Annotated in this window: 14 protein-coding genes; 6 read left to right on the top strand and 8 right to left on the bottom strand. The window is 39.8% G+C overall.

What is annotated here, in order from left to right:
- Positions 1–177: 177 nt before the first annotated feature.
- Complete coding sequence (locus I6E72_RS11720; protein ID WP_165721083.1) at positions 178–1,878, top strand: dipeptidyl-peptidase 3 family protein; 1,701 nt, start codon at positions 178–180, stop codon at positions 1,876–1,878.
- Positions 1,879–1,919: 41 nt separating this feature from the next.
- Here I6E72_RS11720 and I6E72_RS11715 read toward each other — a convergent pair whose 3' ends face one another.
- Positions 1,920–2,324: an HIT domain-containing protein gene (locus I6E72_RS11715; RefSeq protein WP_197112400.1), complete on the bottom strand. Its 405-nt coding sequence runs from the start codon at positions 2,322–2,324 to the stop codon at positions 1,920–1,922.
- Between the two features lie 111 nt (positions 2,325–2,435).
- Here I6E72_RS11715 and I6E72_RS11710 point away from each other — a divergent pair, with 111 nt between their 5' ends.
- Together I6E72_RS11710 and I6E72_RS11705 are read left to right on the top strand one after the other, a co-directional pair.
- On the top strand, positions 2,436–4,661 hold the full coding sequence (locus tag I6E72_RS11710; RefSeq protein WP_197112399.1) for a S9 family peptidase: 2,226 nt from the start codon (positions 2,436–2,438) through the stop codon (positions 4,659–4,661).
- A 142-nt stretch (positions 4,662–4,803) separates the two neighbouring features.
- Positions 4,804–6,441 carry a methyl-accepting chemotaxis protein gene (locus I6E72_RS11705; protein ID WP_007581540.1) on the top strand — a complete coding sequence of 546 codons (1,638 nt, stop codon included), beginning with the start codon at positions 4,804–4,806 and terminating at the stop codon, positions 6,439–6,441.
- A 72-nt stretch (positions 6,442–6,513) separates the two neighbouring features.
- Here the strand turns inward: I6E72_RS11705 and I6E72_RS11700 are convergent, their stop codons facing one another.
- Together I6E72_RS11700 and dinB are read right to left on the bottom strand one after the other, a co-directional pair.
- On the bottom strand, positions 6,514–8,034 hold the full coding sequence (locus I6E72_RS11700) for a M17 family metallopeptidase (RefSeq protein ID WP_197112398.1): 1,521 nt from the start codon (positions 8,032–8,034) through the stop codon (positions 6,514–6,516).
- Positions 8,035–8,163: 129 nt separating this feature from the next.
- Positions 8,164–9,216, bottom strand: a complete 1,053-nt coding sequence (gene dinB / locus I6E72_RS11695) for a DNA polymerase IV (protein WP_024590076.1) — start codon at positions 9,214–9,216, stop codon at positions 8,164–8,166.
- A 679-nt stretch (positions 9,217–9,895) separates the two neighbouring features.
- On the opposite strand from dinB, the gene I6E72_RS11690 reads away from it, so the two are divergent.
- From I6E72_RS11690 to I6E72_RS11680, 3 genes are all read left to right on the top strand, one after another.
- Positions 9,896–10,330 carry an acyl-CoA thioesterase gene (locus tag I6E72_RS11690; RefSeq protein ID WP_010553137.1) on the top strand — a complete coding sequence of 145 codons (435 nt, stop codon included), beginning with the start codon at positions 9,896–9,898 and terminating at the stop codon, positions 10,328–10,330.
- Between the two features lie 9 nt (positions 10,331–10,339).
- On the top strand, positions 10,340–11,392 hold the full coding sequence (locus I6E72_RS11685) for an aldo/keto reductase (RefSeq protein ID WP_197112397.1): 1,053 nt from the start codon (positions 10,340–10,342) through the stop codon (positions 11,390–11,392).
- A gap of 116 nt (positions 11,393–11,508) precedes the next feature.
- A complete protein-coding gene (locus I6E72_RS11680; RefSeq protein ID WP_197112395.1) occupies positions 11,509–12,432 on the top strand; it encodes an ABC transporter substrate-binding protein in 924 nt (307 codons plus the stop codon).
- Here I6E72_RS11680 and I6E72_RS11675 read toward each other — a convergent pair.
- The 5 genes from I6E72_RS11675 to I6E72_RS11655 form a co-directional block, all read right to left on the bottom strand.
- Positions 12,383–13,003 carry a fumarylacetoacetate hydrolase family protein gene (locus I6E72_RS11675; RefSeq protein WP_197112393.1) on the bottom strand — a complete coding sequence of 207 codons (621 nt, stop codon included), beginning with the start codon at positions 13,001–13,003 and terminating at the stop codon, positions 12,383–12,385. The two genes, I6E72_RS11680 and I6E72_RS11675, sit on opposite strands and share 50 nt — an antisense overlap.
- Before the next feature lie 378 nt (positions 13,004–13,381).
- Positions 13,382–15,349, bottom strand: coding sequence for a response regulator (locus tag I6E72_RS11670; RefSeq protein WP_010553133.1), 1,968 nt, complete (start codon positions 15,347–15,349; stop codon positions 13,382–13,384).
- A 10-nt stretch (positions 15,350–15,359) separates the two neighbouring features.
- Complete coding sequence (locus I6E72_RS11665; RefSeq protein ID WP_007581526.1) at positions 15,360–15,821, bottom strand: response regulator; 462 nt, start codon at positions 15,819–15,821, stop codon at positions 15,360–15,362.
- On the bottom strand, positions 15,822–17,306 hold the full coding sequence (locus tag I6E72_RS11660) for a sensor histidine kinase (RefSeq protein ID WP_010553132.1): 1,485 nt from the start codon (positions 17,304–17,306) through the stop codon (positions 15,822–15,824).
- 38 nt (positions 17,307–17,344) lie between these two features.
- Entirely contained in the window at positions 17,345–17,554 is a 210-nt protein-coding gene (locus I6E72_RS11655; protein WP_007581523.1) for a histidine kinase dimerization/phospho-acceptor domain-containing protein, read from the bottom strand.
- Positions 17,555–17,568 lie beyond the last annotated feature (14 nt).

Genomic DNA, 17,568 nt, shown 5'->3' with positions numbered 1-17,568 from the left:
AAGTTTATTTTTATTTATAATGCTTTATCGCTCATGCTTGCCTTACAACGCCAAATACTTGCTATTTACTATTTAGTTTTGCTTTAATGCACTCACAATAAGGAAGCGTTTGTACATACTTAATATTTTAACTAAAGCAGTACAAATTATTAAACTTACTTTTTAACAGGCAATATAATGATCTTAAATAAAATTAGCCAAGCAATTATGCTCTCTGGTGTTGTTTTTCTTAGCGCATGTTCTGAACAAGCGCCGTCTTCTACCGACAACACAGCCACAGAGCTTGCTCAAAAAAGCAGTGCACAATCAGGCCCTGAGCTTATTAATGCAAATAACCAACGTTTAGATATTTACACCGACTTTAGCTTACAAAGTGATTTATCGCACTTAAGCGATAACCAACGAGCAATGGTTGCAAAGCTTATTGATGCTTCAAAAATAATGGACGAGTTATTTTGGAAACAATCTTTTGGCGAAAATAAAGACGCTTTTTTAGCAAAACTAAACGACGACAAAGTACGTAAATTTGCCGATATTAACTACGGTCCATGGGATCGTTTAAATGGCGATGAAGCGTTTTTATCCAGCTATAAAGAAAAACCTCTTGGCGCACAGTTTTACCCTGCCGATATAACCAAAGAAGAGTTAAACAATGCAGATGTTGAGGACAAAACAGGCCTTTACTCTGTAATTAAGCGTGATGAGCAAGGTAAGCTTTACAGCGTGCCATATTCAAAAGAATACGCTAATGAGCTTGCAAAAGCCGCTGACCTTTTACGTCAAGCAAGTAAACTTGCTGACGATAAAGAGTTTGCTAACTATCTAAACTTGCGTGCTGATGCTCTACAAAAGGATGACTTCCAAGTATCTGACTTTGCTTGGATGGACATGAAAAATAACCCGGTAGATGTGGTTATTGGTCCAATTGAAACTTATGAAGATCAATTATTTGGTTACCGCGCAGCTTATGAATCTTACGTACTTATTAAAGATTTAAAATGGAGCGAACGCTTAGCTAAGTTTGCCGCATTTTTACCGGAGCTTCAAAAAGGCTTACCCGTTGATGCTAAGTACAAACAAGAAGTACCAGGCTCTGACGCCGACCTAAATGCATATGATGTTGTTTACTACGCTGGGCATTCAAACGCGGGGAGTAAAACAATTGCAATTAACTTACCAAACGATGAGCAAGTACAGCTAGAAAAAGGGACTCGTCGCCTGCAACTTAAAAATGCGATGCGCGCTAAGTTTGATAAAATTTTAGTGCCAATTTCAGAGCAGTTAATTGTACCTGAGCAGCGTAAACACATTACTTTTGATGCCTTTTTTGCCAATACGATGTTCCATGAAGTAGCGCATGGTTTAGGTATTAAAAATACAATTACTGGTAAAGGTACTGTTCGTCAATCATTACAAGAGCACGCGAGTGCGCTTGAAGAAGGTAAAGCCGATATTTTAGGTTTGTACATGATTGAGCAATTACTTAAAAAGGGCGAAATTACAGAAGGAACTATTGAAGATTATTACACGACCTTCATGGCGGGTATATTCCGCTCAGTTCGTTTTGGAGCATCAAGTGCGCATGGTAAAGCAAATATGATTCGCTTTAACTTTTTTGCTCAAGAAGGCGCTTTTTCTAAAAATGAAGAAGGCCTGTACCGCGTTAATATGGAAAAAATGAGCATTGCAATGGCCAAGCTTTCTCGCTTAATTTTAACCTTACAAGGTGATGGCGATTACGAAAAAGTAGATCAACTAATTGCAACGCATGGCGATATAAAAGAAGAACTTGCTGAAGACTTAGAAAAACTAAGTAAAGCAAATATCCCTGTAGATGTAACGTTTAAACAGGGTAAAGAAGTACTAGGGCTTAAGTAGTTTTAGTTAAACTTAACTAAACCCTAAAAAAGCGTTGCAGCTTAAAACTGCAGCGCTTTTTTTAACGCTGTAATTTGTACATCTGAATACGGCACAACTGGATACTTACCCCAAATTGGCGCAGGCCATGCAGCATCAGTAGTAAAGCGTGCAATATGGTGAATATGTAATTGCGGCACCATATTACCCAAAGCCGCTATGTTTAACTTATCAGGGCTAAACACATCCATTAATAATTTACTTAGCTTGGCTGACTCTTTTAAATACACAATTTGATCATCCTCAGATAAATCAATTATCTCTTTTAAGTTAGCCTGCCTAGGCACTAATACAAACCACGGATATTGGCTGTCGTTCAATAAAAGTACTTTACACAGTGGCCAATCGGCAAGCTCTATACAGTCGCGTTTAAGTTCTGGCGCTAGTTTAAATTCAGGGTTAGTCATTGTTATGTCCTACTTTGTCTTTAATAATCGCCACTTTATAGCATTTAGTTGCAGTTGCACACGCTTGGCTTTACCATCAAAGCAATATTTATAATAAGCTAAGGCAACCTTGTGCTAAAAAAAATAAAACACCTCTCACTAGCCCTTCCATTAATGGTTGGCGCTATTAGTGTTCAAGCAAAACCTTTATCGTTGGAGCGTATTTTTGACGATCCGAGCCTTTCAGGTAAATCACCTGTACAACTTAAATTTTCGCCTGACGGCAGCCGTGTAACTTATTTACAAGGCAAAAGCGATGACTACAACCGTTACGATTTATGGGAATACAATCTAAAAGATAACACCAACCGTGTGCTAGTTGATTCGGCAAAGTTATTTTCAGGCCCAGAAAACCTATCTGATGAAGAAAAAGCACGCCGCGAACGCCAACGTATTTTTGGTAAAGGCATATTAGAATACAAATGGTCTAAAGACGGTAAAGCACTTTTATTCCCACTTAACGGCGACCTTTACTATTACGATTTAGCCTCTGCTAAAAGTAAAAAACTAACCGACACTGAAACATTTGAAACCGATGCACGCTTTTCACCTAAAGGTAACTACGTATCGTTTATTCGAGAGCAAAACCTATTCGCTTTAGAGCTTGAATCAGGTAAAGAAATTCAGCTTAGTAAAGATGGCGGCGGCGTAATTAAAAACGGCATGGCCGAATTTGTAGCTCAAGAAGAAATGAGCCGCATGACGGGTTACTGGTGGTCAGGTGATGAAACTAAAATTGCTTATACCCGCGTTGACGAAACTCCAGTAAAAGAAGCTATCCGTAACGAAATTTACGCTGATGAAGTTAAATTATTTAACCAACGCTACCCGTTTACAGGTACTGATAACGTAAAAATTCAACTCGGTGTGGTTAAGCTAAATGATCAAAAAGTAGATTGGATTGATTTAGGTAAAGATGAAGACATTTATATCGCGCGTGCTAAGTGGCTAAAAGACGGCAATACACTGTCTTACCAATGGCAAAATCGCTCGCAACATAAATTAGAGCTTCGTTTTTATAACAGCGAAACTAAAGTCCAAAAAGTAGCATTAATCGAAAACAGCGAAACGTGGATTAACTTACATTTTGATCTTGAGTTTTTAAAAGACAAAAAACATTTTGTATGGGCATCTGAGCGCGACGGTTTTAAACACTTATATCTGTATCGCACAAACGGTCAACTTGTTCGTCAAATCACCTCTGGTGATTGGGCTGTTGATAGCTTAAAAGGTATTGATGAGAAAAAAGGCATTGTTTACTTTGCCGGTCGAAAAGATACACCGCTTGAAAGCCATTTATACAGCGCGCCTTTATTTAAAAAAGGCGATGCCAAACGTATCACCGAAAAAGGTCAGTACCATAATGTTGTGCTAGCAAAAGACAGCAAAACCTTTATCGATAATAGCTCGTCTGATAATAAACCAAACTCAGCAGCGCTTCGTAAAGTAAACGGCGAATTTATTACATGGCTTGAAGAAAATAAGCTTGATAGTAACCATCCGCTTACTCCTTATTTAAGCGACTTAACAAAACCAGAATACGGCACAATTAAAGCCGAAGATGGCCAAGTTATGCATTACCGTTTATTTAAGCCTAGCAACATTAGTGATGGCAAAAAGCACCCTGTTATTGTTAACGTATACGGCGGCCCGCATGCTCAACGAGTGACGAATAGCTGGCGCAGTAAAAACTTGTACTTTCAGTACATGGCGCAACAAGGTTACGTAATTTTTCAACTAGATAACCGTGGTTCGTACAACCGTGGTAAAAAGTTTGAAGATGCTATTTATAAAAACCTAGGCGTGGTTGAAGTTGCCGATCAAATTAAAGGCGTAGAGTTTTTACGTACACTTGATTACGTAGACCCACAACGCATCGGTGTTTATGGCCACAGCTACGGCGGCTACATGGCACTTATGACTATGTTTAAAGCAGGCGATTACTTTCAAGCCGGCGTATCGGGTGCTCCTGTAACCGATTGGGCTCTATACGATACGCATTACACAGAGCGTTATTTAGGTCACCCTGATACGAATGCTAAAGGGTATGAAGACAGCGCAGTATTTCCATATGCTGATGGCTTAAAAGGCCCATTAATGATTTACCATGGAATGGCTGACGACAACGTGCTGTTTACTCATTCAACTAAATTGTTTAAACAACTGCAAGATAACGAAAAACAGTTTGAAATGATGACCTACCCAGGCTCTAAGCACAGCCTACGTGGTAAACAAGTGCAAACACACTTACATCAAACAATTACAAACTTCTTTAATCGTCATTTTGATGTTAAATAAGCAAGTAAAGTAATAACAGACTAAAGGCTGATTGATAAATCAGCCTTTTTTTTGCATTAATGGGCGTTAAGCCTAGATTAAACTCTTTTTTTAGCTACGCTTATTCTATGCGCTAAAGCGCACACTTTTTGAGGATAAATGTATGCCTAGTCTACGTAGTTTTAGTATATTCCAACGTTTCTCGCTGCTCATAGCTATTGTTGTATTTGGGCTTATAGCGCTTAGTGTAGCCAGCCTAACTCACCAATATAGCTCTCTTAAAAACGAGCAGTACCTTAAAACACAAAATGTAGTAGAAACTGCGTACAGTATAATCGAGCACTTTTATGACCTTGAGCAAAATAATACTCTCACTCAACAACAAGCTCAATCGCAAGCACTTAATGCAATAAGAGCTCTGCGCTACGACAAAACCAATTACTTTTGGATTAACAATTACCAGCCAAAAATGGTTATGCATCCTATAAAACCTGCGCTTGAAGGAAAAGATTTAACCAATAATAAAGACCCTGACGGCAAAGCATTGTTTGTTGATATGGTTAATATAGTTAAACGCTCTGGCGAAGGATTTATTCCTTATAAATGGCCAAAACCAGGTAAAGAAAAACCAGTTGAAAAAATCGCATTTGTTAAAGGTTTTAATCAATGGCAATGGATTATTGGCTCAGGTGTTTATCTTGATTCAATTGACGAAGCATTTAGCGAGCAACGAAATCTTATAGTCGTCAGTGCAACAATTATGATTATTGCTGTTATTTTACTTAGTTACTTTATAGGCAAGAGCATTTTAATACCTACTCGTTTAGCAGCCGATATGATGAAAGACATTTCACAAGGCGAAGGCGATTTAACTCGTACATTAAATGAATCCGGTAACGATGAAATATCTGAACTATCACACTCATTTAATTTATTTGTTTTAAAAATGCGAGAGTCTCTTGTTCATGTATCACAAAGTGCAAACGATGTAAGCGAGCATGCGCATACAGTTGATGATTCAAGTAGAACAAGCCACTCGTTTATTGAGCTTCAAAACGACAGCTCAACCCAAGTTGCAGCTGCCATGGAGCAAATGACTCACCAAATACATGATGTAAGCCGTAACGCCGAAGCCGCAGAGCAAGCAGCTAAGGATGCAGCACAAAACGCATCAACGGGTAAAAATGTGGTTGCGCAAACAATTACAGCAATAGAAACACTCTCAAGCAACATAGAAACAGTCAGCCGTGTAACAGAAGATTTAGCCAACGAGAGCCATAATATAGGCTCTGTACTTGATGTAATAAGAAGCATCTCGGAGCAAACAAACTTACTGGCATTAAATGCTGCCATTGAGGCTGCTCGCGCAGGAGAGCATGGCCGAGGATTTGCTGTTGTTGCAGATGAAGTAAGAACACTAGCCAGTCGTACAGGGCAAAGTACCGACGAAATTCAAACCATGATCACTAAACTTCAAGAAGGTGCAAAAGCAGCAGTAGAAGCAGTTAAATCAAGCCAAGCACTTTCAGTTTCTACCGTAGATCAGGCGTCATCAGCCAATACTTCACTTAATGAAATAGAACGACTTGTTTCAATTATTACCGAAATGAACAGCCAAATAGCTCGCGCCACAGAGCAACAAACTCAAGCTGCCGACGAGGTTAATTTGCGTATTAATGAGCTATCTCAATCAACTGAGCAATCATTAAATAATACTAAACAGCTTACCGATGCCAGTGATAATCTTAAACAAAGTAGCCAAGAGCTTTCGAGCGTAGTTAATCGTTTTAAATTAGATTAATCGATACCGTTCTCATAAAATGCAAAAAGCCCTGAATTAACAGGGCTTTTTTATTGCATGTAAGTTTTTAGCTTACAAACAGTAACGTGCAAACAAGCTCGTTACTGATGCAGCCGTTGGCTTGCCATGCTGCCAATCACCGCCTTCAACACCGCTTCCTGCAATGTCCATATGCACATAAGGCAAAGGTTGTGCAGAGTCGTTACCGTGCTTATCAAGCCCACCAACAATAGCCATAAACGCCATAGGGAACTGATGTCCACGAGCAGTAACTGCAGATGCCGCATTATTACTAGAGAGTACATCGTCTGCTAGCGTGCGTGGTTTAATAAAGTCGTAATCTTCACGGCGAGAGCGCGATACTTCTGCGCCATCGGCCCACAAATCTCCAAGGTCAGCTATTTGACGTGAAACACCAGCGCTACGAGCTGGACCGTTTTCAACATACGCACCGTAAGGACCCATTGCACGTGCCGCGTGACCCGTTAATGTAGCAACAGTAAACAACGTTGGGTTTATTTCGCCTTTAGCTAAATCTTTCATTTCGCTAAGCAGGTCGCCCATTGCTAAGCGCCCTTCTGCATCGGTATTACCAATGCGTACACGGATACCTTCGCGGCTAGTAATAATTTCATCTGGCACAAAACAATCCGAGCCAATAGAGTTACGAACAACAGCCAAGTACGATACTACTTTAACGCCTTTAGGCTGATAATCCGCAACGGCTTTCATAAAGCCCGCAACAGAAGCTGCGCCACCTTTATCGCGACTCATGCCTGCCATATGACCACCTACTTTTAAATCTGCACCGCCTGTATCGTATACAAGACCCTTACCTACAAACATAAGTGTACGAGTAATTTCGCCCTCTGGTACATATTCAAGCTTAACAACACGTGGGTGATGGCGCTCAACTGCATACGATGCACGAGCAACAGTGCTTAGCATTGGGTAGTTTTTATCAATAGCTGCAATATCATCAATTACGTCAACTGCAATGCTTGAGCCTTTAAATAAATCAACGCAGTAATCAGCAAAACGTGGTGGAGCCATACGCTCAGGTTCGGTGCCACACAAGTCACGCGCGGCATATTGGCCTGCAGCAATTGCATTAACAGCTTTGATTGTTTGCTCGCTTGCGCCAACTAAACCAATTTGAGTAATAGGTTCAATACTTTCACCGTGATATTCACGCGCTTCTAATGGCTGCCATAAGGCTTGGCAAGCGCCTAAATAAGCAACTTCTAAAGCATGCTGATAACGGCTATCGCCATTTAAATTTGGTAAAAATAATGCAGGGTTAACACTACCCGACGCTTTTGCTTCGTTAATTGCTAATTTAGCAGCATCAAAATAACGACGCACGTCGTCGTAATCTCTATTTAACGGACCCGTTGGCGCAAGTACAACGCGTTTATTTTCAATCACTAATAAAGTAACTTGTTTACCAATACGAGAATCAACTTTTGCTTGGTCTAAAATAGCATCACGTAATGAGTTATTTGGTAATAGAGAAAAGTCATCACTAATAATAATAAGCGCATCATGAGATGTGCATTCAAGGCTTGCACTAACCGCTTGAGGGTATGCCATAAATAAAGTCCTGTTAGAAAACATAAGCCCTCATTATCGTCGATTTAAATATTGAAGACCAGCAAGGTGCGATGGGCTAATTATACAACTTGCCAATAAATGGCAACTTGGGGTTACAGGCTTTACAGCTTAATCGAGAATACTCAGTTGGAAGTTTTGTTCTGGCTCGCTTTTAATGCCAACGCCTATGCCAAGTAATCTTACAGGTTGTTGTAGCCCTCGTTGATAGGCCTTAGTAAGAAGTTGAATAAATATTTCTGTGTTTAGCTCGTGGTATGCCTGATCGGCTGAGGTCACTACAAAATTTGCAAACTTCACTTTAACACTCAGCTTATTAATACGGTTTTGTAATTGCTGTTTATTAAGCCTTAAAACTAATTCGTCTAACAATTTTGGCAGCTCATCTAAGCACTCTTGCAAACTTGTTTTGTTGTATTCGTAGGTATGCTCAACACTCAGCGACTTTCTGATGCGATCTGTTGATACTTTACCAACATATTCACCTGCACATTTTTGATAAAGCGACACACCAAAATTACCCACATGTTGCTGCATCCAGTTAACGCCTTTTTCACGTACATCCTTGCCGGTATATAAGCCTTTTAAATTTAGCTTTTCGAGCGTTACTTTACCCACCCCCGGAATTTTCCCCAGCGGTAATTGCGCTAAAAAATCATCGACCTCATGAGGCAAAACGACAAATTGACCATTCGGTTTTTTTTCGTCGCTGGCTATTTTGGCAATAAATTTAATCGGTGCAATGCCTGCTGATGCAGTGAGCCCGGTGGCATTGTAAATATCGGCTCTTATTTGCTGTGCAATAAGTGTGGCACTGCCTTTACAAGCGGTGCTGTCTGTTACATCTAGGTAGGCTTCGTCTAAAGAAAGAGGTTCAACTAAATCTGTGTAGCGGCTAAATACTTCACGTATTTGATTTGAAGCTTCTTTGTATACAGCCATGCGCCCTGGGACAATAACTAAATCGGGGCATAATTGTTTAGCATGATAGTTCGACATAGCCGATCGCACGCCATATTCTCTAGCTATATAGTTAGCGGTTGAGAGCACGCCTCGTCGGCTATTGCCTCCAATAGCAAGCGGTACACATGCAAGTTTTGGATTATCTCGCATTTCTACTGCTGCATAAAAGCAATCCATGTCTATGTGAATAAACTTCTTCATCACCACAACAATAACTGGTTATTTATACAGTCATTATTATAGAATCAAATGTGATAAGCAAGCCTAGGGCCTGTTTATCTTTCGAGGTTGAATTTGCAGCAGTATGTTTGGTATTTAGGCAAGGCAGAGCCTATGTAGTGTGGTTATTCCCCATAAATAGGCGATAACGTAGCACAAATGCCAAACATACGCTGCCCGAAGGGTTCTGCCTAGGGGCAATTTACTCTTTGTTGCTCGGTTTTTACTTAGCCCACTAGGTCACAAACCTCGCGCCGCGATTAAATAGCCCCTAGATTGAACAAATTTTAATCCTGAAAGGTCAACAGGCCCTAGTTAGCGATTAAAAAAAGCGCTTATTACCTTCTTGCTCTTTATAACCGCGCAACCAAAACATAACCTCGAAAAAAAACCCCGCTAACATCAAAATAATAGCGCCTGATTCGTTACCCATTGCGTAACAGGTAAAAGAGGCTATAAAAACCAAACAAGCTAAGGACCAGTTAATTATGTTCTGCATATTTCTACCTCTGTGTGTTTTTGTGTTTGTCTGTGTAATTTAACTGTAGACCTAAAATTAAATAGGTACAATCATCTTATAAAAAAACATGCCATTAATTACCTTGAGCTCGTAACCCCATGTTGATAATCTAAGTACTTTAAAATTAAGGGCCAATAAATAATGCAAACGTTTAAAGATCAGCACCCTATCCATACCGACATCACCGTAGCGTGGGCTGATATGGATGCACTACAACACGTAAATAATGTAGTGTATTTACGTTACTTTGAAATAGCCCGAATCGACTTCTTAAATAAAATAAATCTGTTCGATACAATAAGCCCTAATGGCGTGGGCCCGGTAATAAGCGAAAATAACATTCGTTATAAACGCCCAGTTACATTCCCAGATACGCTTACAGTCGGTGTTACTATTTCTGATATAAAAACAGACCGATTTGTTATGAATTACACCGTATTTAGTCACGCACAAAACGCTATAACAACAACAGGCACTTCAAAAGTGGTTATGTTTGATTTTGAAACAGGCCAAAAAGCCCTCATTGCAGAGCCTCTTTTATCGGCGTTAGTTAGCTACTCTCAAGACGAGCAATAAGGAATTCTCATGCAATACAGCCCACTTGGCAGCAGTGGTATTAACGTTTCAAGAGTATGTTTAGGCAGTATGACTTGGGGTAAACAAAATACTCAAAGCGATGCTGATGAACAAATAGCCTACGCGCTCGAGCAAGGCGTAAACTTTATTGATACAGCCGAAATGTATGCTGTGCCTCCTTCGCCAGAGACCTATGGTAAAACCGAGGAAATTATTGGCAATTGGCTATCGCGTAATCAGCAAAAGCGCAGCGAAGTGGTACTAGCTACAAAAATTGCAGGCAATGGATTATCGTGGGTACGTGATGGTGGCAATATTACTCGCCAAACAGTAATAGAAGCCGTAGACGATTCACTTAAGCGACTTCAAACAGACTACATTGATTTATATCAACTACATTGGCCAAACCGCTCTACCCCTCACTTTGGCAGACAATGGCCCGGCACTCTTAAATTTACCGACGTAAATACACAAGAGCAACAAGCTAGTATGCTTGATATTCTAGAAGGCCTTAATGAATGTGTTAAAGCAGGTAAAATTAAGCACTGCGGTTTATCTGACGATACGCCATGGGGTATAAGCCAGTTTTTAAGTTTGGCCAAAGAGCATAACTTACCGCGTATGGTATCTATTCAAAATGAGTTTAGCTTAGCGCACGCTAAAGACTGGCCGTATTTAATAGAACAATGTGTACACGAAGATATTGCCTACTTACCGTGGTCGCCTTTAGCAGCTGGTTTATTAACGGGTAAATACCTAAACGGTGCTCGCCCAGAAGGATCTCGTTGGACCTTCATGCAGCGCAACGGTATTTTTAGAGATACACCCAATGCAGAGCAAGCCACTAAGCAGTATGTTGATCTGGCTCATGCAAACAATATTACTCCAGCACAACTAGCACTCGCATGGTGTAACCAAGTAGATGGCGTAACCTCTTCAATTATTGGTGCAACAAACATAGCCCAATTAAAAGAAGATATTGATGCATTTAACATCACGTTAAGCGACGAAATTCTTAGTGAAATTAACACTATATTTAAAAACTATCCTATGCCTTATTAAGCATGTACCAGTTAAAAGCAGCCTTGAACAAGGCTGCTTTTAACTAAAATATTTGACCCTACTACAACCAACACTATACTTTAATTAAGTTTTCTTAATTCAACGAACACTTATCAATGCTGAGAAACGGATACTATGCATTTTGTCTATTAATTGTATTTAACGCGCATGCTGTTGAACAAAAATTACAGCCTCTAGAAGAAATTATTTGGCTGCAAAGTTACACGCCCCCTTTTCATATAGCTAAAAGCGAAAGTGCACCACAAGGCGGTATTTGCGACAACCTAACCGAGCAACTCATTAAAACCATAACAGATGTAAAACATACCCGCTTAATTGTCCCTCAGCAGCGTATAAATAAATATTTAAGTGAAGGAAAAAACGTATGCTTCCCGTGTGTTATTTATAAAAAACATAATAACCAACTACTTAACTACTCAAATCCAACAACGGTATATCCCCCATTTTCAATTATCACGACTAAAGAGCTAAAGCCCAAATTAGAAGAAAAGCACGGCTCGCCTATTCACCTTATTAATTTATTAACCGACCCGCAATACGTATACGGGCAAGCTGCTGCACGTAAATTTACAACTAAAATTAATACAATTATTGAAAATACAAAACGAGATAAAGAGTCGTCGTTAAGTTGGAGTAGCGAAAATGAAAGTCAGGCTGTTATAGCACGCTTGAGTCACGGCTTTTTAGACTACTCAATTGATTACCCGTTTATGGCCGATTACTTTAATAAACAAGGAGAATATACGAATATAGAGAGTGTACCAATTGCAGAAAATGACATTCAATTTATACGAGGAGCAATAGGTTGTGCGGCTAACGCACCTAATAATTTTGCACAGCAAGCGCTTAAAAAAATTAACCGCGCGCTAAAAAATAATGTACTACAATCGCCTGAGTATCAACAAAGTCAGCATAATTGGCTTAAAACTACCTTTGCCGACTTTGATAAACACTACCAACAGCAAGTTATTAATTTTTACTTACTTGCCACTGATGCTCAAGCAAGCACTGATCATTAGCATAAAGTGCCACAGCAAAAATACTTTTAGGTGTTACCTCGCCTACGCCCGACGGTGTGCCTGCCATTACTACATCACCATCTTCTAAGCTCATAAATTCACTAATTTCTTGTAAAATTGAGTCCGGATTATGCAGCATAAAATGAGTATCGCCTCGCTGAATTACTTCATTATTAATTTTAAGTTCAAAAGTAAAGTGCTTCATTGTCTCTGTTAGCGCTACAAAATCAGTTAAAATAACAGAGCCGTCGAACGCTTTTGCGCGCTCCCATGGAAGTCCTTTATTTTTTAATTTACTTTGCACAGTACGCTTAGTTAAATCAAGGCCGAGTCCAACCCCTACAAATTTTTTATTTTTAACTACAAAACATAGCTCGGTTTCATAATGCAGCGTATCGCCGTTATGAGCCGCAAATAACGTATTAGTAATTGCACTATTTGGTTTGTTAAATAATACCATTTTGTCTGGCGTTTCGTTATTTAGCTCTGCAATGTGTGCGGTATAGTTACGGCCAACACACACTACTTTTGATGGTGTTAATTCTTCAGATACTAACTTTATTGAATGCATATAAATAATGTCTCAGTTATTGGACCTGTTGACCTTTCAGGATTAAAATTTGTTCAATCTAGGGGCTATTTAATCGCGGCGCGAGATTTGTAACCTAGTGGCTCGGTAACTGCTCCTGCGTTATTCTACTGACTTACATCCCTGTAAGAATAAGTAAAAACCGAGCAAAGCTTCCGCGTCCTGCTCACGCCCCTTACCTAAATCCATGTAGGCAACAAAGAGTATATAGCCCCTGGGCAGAACCCTTCGGGCAGCGCGTGTTTGGCATTTGTGCTACGTTATCGCCTATTTATGGGTAATAACCACACTACACAGGCTCTGCCTTGCCTAAATACCAAACATACTGCTGCAAATTTAACCTCGAAAGATAAACAGGCCCTAGCTAATAAGCGTTTCAAGTAAGCTCAAATTAATAGGTTTAAGTAAAACTCGGTCAATATTTAAATCTTTTATTTCTTTAGGATCTGGCTCTGCGCCACTTACAATCACCAAGCGTAGCTCTGGATATCGCTCATTAACTTGCTGGCCTAAATCAATGCCACGCCCATCAGGTAAATGCATGTCTAACAATACCTTATTAAATTGCTGGTCGTGATTAAGTATTTGCAAACATTGTGCGCAGCTAGACGCAATGACGGTTTCAACGCCTAGACTTTCTAAAAGTAGCTGCGTAATTTGCGCTGCATCGTGATCGTCTTCAACAAGTAAAAAGCGCTGCTTTTTCTCGGTTAAGCCCTTACTACAATTTATATCTTTAGCTTGCGGTGCATGCTCTGGCGCTACCAAATAATCTTGCAAACATTGATATAAAGCCGCGCTATCAACAGGTTTTGGTATTACATCGTTAAAGCCAAGTGCAGCAAGCTCCTCATGTATGCCTTTCATAGTAGCGGCAGTGAGCGCGATTATTGGGCCTTTGTAACCCATTTTTCTAAGCTCTATGGTAGCTTCCTTGCCGCCCATTACAGGCATATGAATATCAATAAAAATAATGTCGTAAGGCGCTTTATACGCATCTGCAATACGCACTTTTTCAAGCGCTTGTTGGCCATGTTCGGCATAATCGACGCGCGCACCACAGGTACTGATCATATGACCGACTAGCATGCGTAAATCACGTAAATCATCAACTACTAATACTCGCCCATGCACTTTACATGGAGCCGATTTACTTTGTAGTTGCGGCGCACTGCTAAAATTAAGTACCTGTCGTTCTACTTCGCTAATATCACCTGGGTAAACCGAAATAGTAAACGTAGAGCCTTTACCAATTTCAGAATGCAAACTAATATCACCGTGCATACGTGCTAACAATTCAGCACATATTGCCAAGCCTAAGCCTGCGCCACCTACAGAGCGTGATTCTACATCAGCTATTTGTTCAAATGGCTTGAATATGAGTTCTTGTTTTTCAGGGGCAATGCCCATGCCTGAGTCTTTAATGCTAAAAAATAGCATTTCACGATCATCAACCCACTGCGTCCACGCATTAACAACAATTTCGCCTTTATCGGTAAATTTAACCGCATTGTTTATTAGATTTATTAAAATTTGGCGAACTCTTGTTGCATCCAGTCGTGCAACCAAAGGTAATGGCTGATGAGATTCAAAGCGCAGCGTAAGGCCCTTATCTAGCACCGATACGCGCATTAGCGTGTATACATCGGCAAGCATGCTATCAAGGTTAACTTCGCTTAGGGTAAGTTCCAGTTTATCGGCTGCTATTTTAGATAAGTCGAGCACATCGTTTAACAGGCTCAATAAATGTTTACCGTTTCGATAAATAACACCCAATTCATTTTCTGCTTGCTGACTAAAGTCGCTCTGCATTAATAGTTCGGTGTAACCTAAAATAGACGATAGAGGAGTACGTAATTCGTGGCTTAAATGAGCTAAAAAGCGGTCTTTTGAGCGATTTTCAGCTTCGGCCTTTAAACGCTCTACTCGCTCACCTTCAACATCTTTACGAGCAAGTGCATAACGAATAGCGCGCGCAAAGCGGCTCGAACTCATTTCTGTTTTTATTAAATAATCTACTGCACCGGCATCAAGCGCTGCCGAGTCTAACTCATCGTTTGACTGCCCGGTAAGCATAATTATGGGGCCGCTAAAGCCATTAGCAATCGCTTCTTTTAATACATCTAAACCATTAGATGCACCCAAGCGGTAATCAAGCAGGCAAATGTCATGCTCGTTTTTACTAAGCGTTGCAATTGCCTGCTCTGGGGAACTTATCCATTGAATGTTAAACGTGTGTGAATCCAATTGGTCCAGATAGTCGCAGGTGAGTATGTAATCATCTTCATCATCTTCTACAAGCAGCAACTGAGTCACTTTATCTAACATACAATCTCCATTAATCGTTAAATGTTGTCGGTAGCTCTACAAACTCTACCCAGTATTTTCCTAGCGTTTTCATCAAATCAACTAAACCATCAAACGTCACAGGCTTTGTAATATAAGATGCGGCACCTAAGTTATACCCTTTAACCATGTCTTCTTCTTGCTTAGACGTAGTTAAAATAACAACCGGAATTCCCTTTAAATTAGGGTTTGCTTTTATAGCTTCAAGTGCTTCACGACCATCCATTCTTGGCATGTTTAAATCAAGTAATATCAATCCTGGTCGCGGCGACACTGTTTTGTCTTCAAACTTACCTTTACGTTCTAAATATTCAAGTAACTCAACGCCATCTTCAACAAAATGAAGCTCGTTAAGTACACGGCTTTCGGCAAGGGCATCTTGTGTTAACAAACGATCATCTTCATCATCGTCTGCCATTAAAATAGTAATAGGTTTTACTTTTGAATAGGGCATTTAAGCCTCTCCTTGCAATGTGAAAAGCGCAGCTTCCACAGGTAGTTTTATAATGAAGGTTGCACCTTCACCGTCTTTACTTTTTGCTGTAATTGTTCCGCCATGACGTTCCACAATACGCCTACATACAGAAAGGCCAATACCTGTGCCTTTATATTGTGAGCGACCGTGCAAACGTTGAAACGGTACAAATATTTTATCGGCATAGTCCTGTGAAAAACCAATACCGTTATCTTCTATAGTAATAACTTGAAAGCTCAAATTGGTATTATGATCCTCACTAAAAATATCTTTATCTTGGTAGCTGATTTTTATATGTGGACTTACACCTGGGCGCCTAAATTTTACAGCGTTCGACAACAAGTTCAAAAACAGCTGCTGCATTTGGCTTTTATCAGCCTGAATAACCGGTAAGTCTTCTACATCAATTTGTGCATCTGACTCTTTTATCGCAATTTCTAAATCACTTAATATATCGGTTACTACTTCGTTTAAATTTGTATCATCGAAGTCTTTGCCGCGCGTAGTAATACGCGAGAACTCTAATAGATCATTAATTAAGTTAGACATGCGTTGCGCTGCATTTTTCATGCGGCCAATGTAATCAATCCCTTTTTCACCAAGCTCATCTTTAAACATGGTTTCGAGGCGGTCACTAAAGGCTTGAATTTTTCTAAGCGGTTCTTGTAAATCATGGCTCGCTACAAAAGCAAACTCTTCAAGCTCTCGGTTACTTCGGCTCAGTTCGTCAGAATACAACGTTAATTCTTGCGTACGCTCAGACACTTTAGTTGCTAAAGTCTCGTTTTGTTTTTCAAGCTCAAAACGATACTTAGCTGCATTTCTTAAATTAAGACGTGTCATTACAAACATACCAATAATAAGTAATAAGCTTGTGATTGCTGTAATAGCAAACGTGATTTTAGCTTCATTCTTAATTTGCGCTAACTTTGAAAAATGGCTCACTTTAAAGAGTAATTCACGGTCTTGAATTTCATTAACATACTCTCTAATTTGCTTATAAAGCTCCCGACCTTTATGTGTATTTAACACATAAATTGCACGTCGCTCTTTGTCATCCAATGCTAGGTTTACAGTTTGCTTCAGCTCTTTAATTTTGCTATCAACTAGTACTAACAACTGAGCAATACGCTCAGCTTGGCCGTCAATCTCAGAGTGTAGTGACTTAACATGATCTGTTTGAGCTTCAATTTGTCCAATAGCATCGTAATAAGGCGTTAAATAGTCAGTCTCTTCTGTTAATAAATAACCGCGCTGACCAGACTCAGCCTGCACTATTGATAAATGCAGTTGCTCAATTGCCGCTGTCAGCATATTAGTGTTATCTAAACTCTTTTGGGTTTGCGTTAAACCTTGAATCGTATTCAATGCTAAAACTGCGTTACCTACAATAATACTTAACACAACAACTATAAAAGCTGCCCAAGTAACATTCGCTTTACCTTGCTGTTTTTGCTTGCTCATTTAGCTTCCCGAATTAGAGTTTGTACAACACTTACTATTTATTGAGAGTCAGTTATTTTTTGTAAACTTTCACTACACTGTTGGCAATTGTTAATAATTTTATCAAGTGCATCTAGCGCTTTTTCTTTTGGCATATCGTTTTCAAGTACCAACTTAATAAGCTCTGCATTCATCGATATACGATTAAGCGGCGCTCTTGCATCGTGTACTAATTTGTTTAGTTGCTCTGTTTGGTTATCGGATGTCATGCCCTTCCTCAAAT

This window comes from Pseudoalteromonas sp. NSLLW24, from assembly GCF_015864725.1.
Lineage (GTDB): Bacteria > Pseudomonadota > Gammaproteobacteria > Enterobacterales > Alteromonadaceae > Pseudoalteromonas > Pseudoalteromonas arctica.
This window is presented reverse-complemented; position numbering and strand designations above follow the sequence as displayed.

Coding starts and splice junctions, on each gene's coding strand:
- I6E72_RS11720 (WP_165721083.1), top strand. CDS start 178: ATGATCTTAAATAAAATTAGCCAAGCAATTATGCTCTCTGGTGTTGTT.
- I6E72_RS11715 (WP_197112400.1), bottom strand. CDS start 2,324: ATGACTAACCCTGAATTTAAACTAGCGCCAGAACTTAAACGCGACTGT.
- I6E72_RS11705 (WP_007581540.1), top strand. CDS start 4,804: ATGCCTAGTCTACGTAGTTTTAGTATATTCCAACGTTTCTCGCTGCTC.
- I6E72_RS11700 (WP_197112398.1), bottom strand. CDS start 8,034: ATGGCATACCCTCAAGCGGTTAGTGCAAGCCTTGAATGCACATCTCAT.
- dinB (WP_024590076.1), bottom strand. CDS start 9,216: ATGAAGAAGTTTATTCACATAGACATGGATTGCTTTTATGCAGCAGTA.
- I6E72_RS11690 (WP_010553137.1), top strand. CDS start 9,896: ATGCAAACGTTTAAAGATCAGCACCCTATCCATACCGACATCACCGTA.
- I6E72_RS11685 (WP_197112397.1), top strand. CDS start 10,340: ATGCAATACAGCCCACTTGGCAGCAGTGGTATTAACGTTTCAAGAGTA.
- I6E72_RS11680 (WP_197112395.1), top strand. CDS start 11,509: ATGCTGAGAAACGGATACTATGCATTTTGTCTATTAATTGTATTTAAC.
- I6E72_RS11675 (WP_197112393.1), bottom strand. CDS start 13,003: ATGCATTCAATAAAGTTAGTATCTGAAGAATTAACACCATCAAAAGTA.
- I6E72_RS11670 (WP_010553133.1), bottom strand. CDS start 15,349: ATGTTAGATAAAGTGACTCAGTTGCTGCTTGTAGAAGATGATGAAGAT.
- I6E72_RS11665 (WP_007581526.1), bottom strand. CDS start 15,821: ATGCCCTATTCAAAAGTAAAACCTATTACTATTTTAATGGCAGACGAT.
- I6E72_RS11660 (WP_010553132.1), bottom strand. CDS start 17,306: ATGAGCAAGCAAAAACAGCAAGGTAAAGCGAATGTTACTTGGGCAGCT.
- I6E72_RS11655 (WP_007581523.1), bottom strand. CDS start 17,554: ATGACATCCGATAACCAAACAGAGCAACTAAACAAATTAGTACACGAT.